2 protein-coding genes are annotated in these 2,308 nt (G+C 61.1%); both read left to right on the forward strand.

Translation table 11 applies throughout. The features are described from left to right. The first annotated feature begins 96 nt into the window (after positions 1–96). On the forward strand, positions 97–1,026 hold the full coding sequence (locus AAC035_RS20685) for an ABC transporter permease (RefSeq protein ID WP_339807007.1): 930 nt from the start codon (positions 97–99) through the stop codon (positions 1,024–1,026). Between the two features lie 73 nt (positions 1,027–1,099). Continuing rightward, complete coding sequence (locus AAC035_RS20690) at positions 1,100–2,161, forward strand: BMP family ABC transporter substrate-binding protein (protein WP_339807008.1); 1,062 nt, start codon at positions 1,100–1,102, stop codon at positions 2,159–2,161. Positions 2,162–2,308 lie beyond the last annotated feature (147 nt).

Consider the following 2,308-nt stretch of genomic DNA (forward strand, 5'->3'; position numbering starts at 1 on the left):
CCAGAAAGGCGGTGACCTGACCATGACTGCAATAAACGCCTCTGTGACTGAAACGCCCGTTGTACCAGGAACGCCCGTTGTACCAGGAACGCCCACATGGAACTGATCCTCACTGAAATTCTGACCGTGCTCTTCGCCGCCCTTCGCAGTGCCACACCGGTACTGGCGGTGATGCTGGGAGAGACCCTTACCCAGCGCAGCGGCGTCATCAACCTCGGAGTTGAGGGCCAGATGCTGCTGGGTGCCATGACCGGCTTCGGCGTCACCGTTGTCACCGGTGACCCCTGGCTGGGTGTACTGGCGGCCTGCGCTGCCGGTGTGTTGCTGTCAACGGTTCACGCGGTGCTGGTGCTGGGCTGCGGCGCCAACCAGATTGCCAGTGGTGTCGCAGTAATGATTCTGGGCGGCGGCCTCAGCGCCTATTACGGCATCCCGTTTGTGGGCGAGAAGATCAACACCTTTGGCAGCTTTGGCGGCTCTGCTGCCGGGCAGCTGCCGGTGATCGGCCCCTTCCTCGGTGCCATGACCCCTACGGTGCTGATCACTCTGGTGTGTGTGCCGGTGATTTCCATCTTCCTGTTCCGGACCCGTCCCGGACTGCATTGGCGGTCTGTGGGCGAATCACCGGACATCACCCGCAATCTGGGTCACAACCCCCGGCATTTCCAGCTGGCGGCCATTCTGTTCGGTGGCTTCATGTCCGGTTTTGCCGGAGCGGCCCTGGCCGTGGATTACACCGCCAACTGGGTCGAGGGCATGACCGCCGGACGCGGCCTGGTTGCCGTAGGTCTGGTCATCGTCGCCCGCTGGAACCCCTGGTATGCGCTGCCCGCCGCCCTGCTGTTCGGTGCCTCTGAGGCCCTGAACCTGCGCCTGCAATCCTGGGGCCTGAATGTTTCGCCGTACCTGCTGGCCACGCTGCCTTACCTGATTCCATTGGGTGTACTGGTACTGAGCTACAAGAGCCTGAAATCCAGCGGTGGCGGCATGCCCATGGGGCTGCGGGCCGTGTTCAAAAGCAGCTGACCAATAACCGGAAAACGCCAGGGCAGTGGCCCGGCAAACTGAACGATTCAAACCCGAAAAACGGAGCGTTACCATGAAAAAGCTGATCAGTAGTGTACTGGCAACCGCGGTTCTCACCGTCAGTCTGCAGGCCGTAGCGGCGACCAAAGTAGGCTTTGTCTATGTCGGCCCGAAATCCGACTACGGCTACAACTATGCCCAGGATCAGGGGCGCCTGTACCTGGAAGAGAATCTGGACGACATCGAGACCGTCCACTTCGAAAATATTCCGGAGAACGCCGACGTCCAGCGGGTGATGGAGCGGATGATACGTTCCGGGGTCGAGGTGGTCTTCCCCACCAGCTACGGCTATCTGGACCATGCCCTGCGGGTTGCCGAGAAATATCCCGAGGTGCATTTTGCACACTCCGGCGGCCTCAAGACCTCCGACAATCTGATGACCTATTTTGCCGAAATTGACCAGGCCATGTACCTGGCGGGTATCGCTGCCGGCATGACCACCAAGACCAACAAAATGGGCTTCATCGCAGCTCACCCGATTCCCCAGGTGCTGCGCAACATCAACGCCTTCACCCGGGGTGCCCAGAGCGTGAACCCCGAGGCGACCACTGCTGTGATCTGGACCTCCAACTGGTCCGACCCGACCCGCGAATCCGAAGCCGCAGAGGCACTTATCAGTGACGGTGCCGACGTGCTGACAGGACACGTGGATTCACCCATCAACTACGTCCAGGTGGCCGAGCGCCGGGGCGTCTACTCCGTGGGCTACCATGCCGACGCCAGTCGTTTCGCGCCCGAGGGCTGGCTGGTAGGGGCGGTATGGAACTGGGGTCCGATGATGGTGGGCATTGTGGAATCCATCCGCGATGGCAGCTGGGAGCCGGAACACCTGCGCGGCGACCTGCTGACCGAGGCCGCCAAACTGAGTGATTTCGGCAAAGCGGTAAGCGAAGAAACAGCCGCAGAGGTCGCTAAACGCCGGGAACTGATCATGAACGAGAGCTATCAGGTCTGGGCCGGACCGATCATCGGCCAGGACGGCACCGAACTCGTCGCCGAAGGCGATGTGATGACACTGGATCAGACCGAAAAGATGGACTTTCTGGTTCAGGGTGTTCAAGGACGTATCCGGTGAATTCCACTGGCACCTTCTCAGTCCGCGACACACGGCCTTACCCATGGCCCTGTGACGGCCCGGTAGCGCCGGAGCGCGTGGCCCTGATCATTATCGACATGCAACGGGACTTCTGCGCACTGGGCGGCTATATCCATGCCCAGGGCG

Origin of the sequence: uncultured Marinobacter sp., assembly GCF_963974375.1 — a bacterium.
Taxonomy (GTDB): domain Bacteria; phylum Pseudomonadota; class Gammaproteobacteria; order Pseudomonadales; family Oleiphilaceae; genus Marinobacter.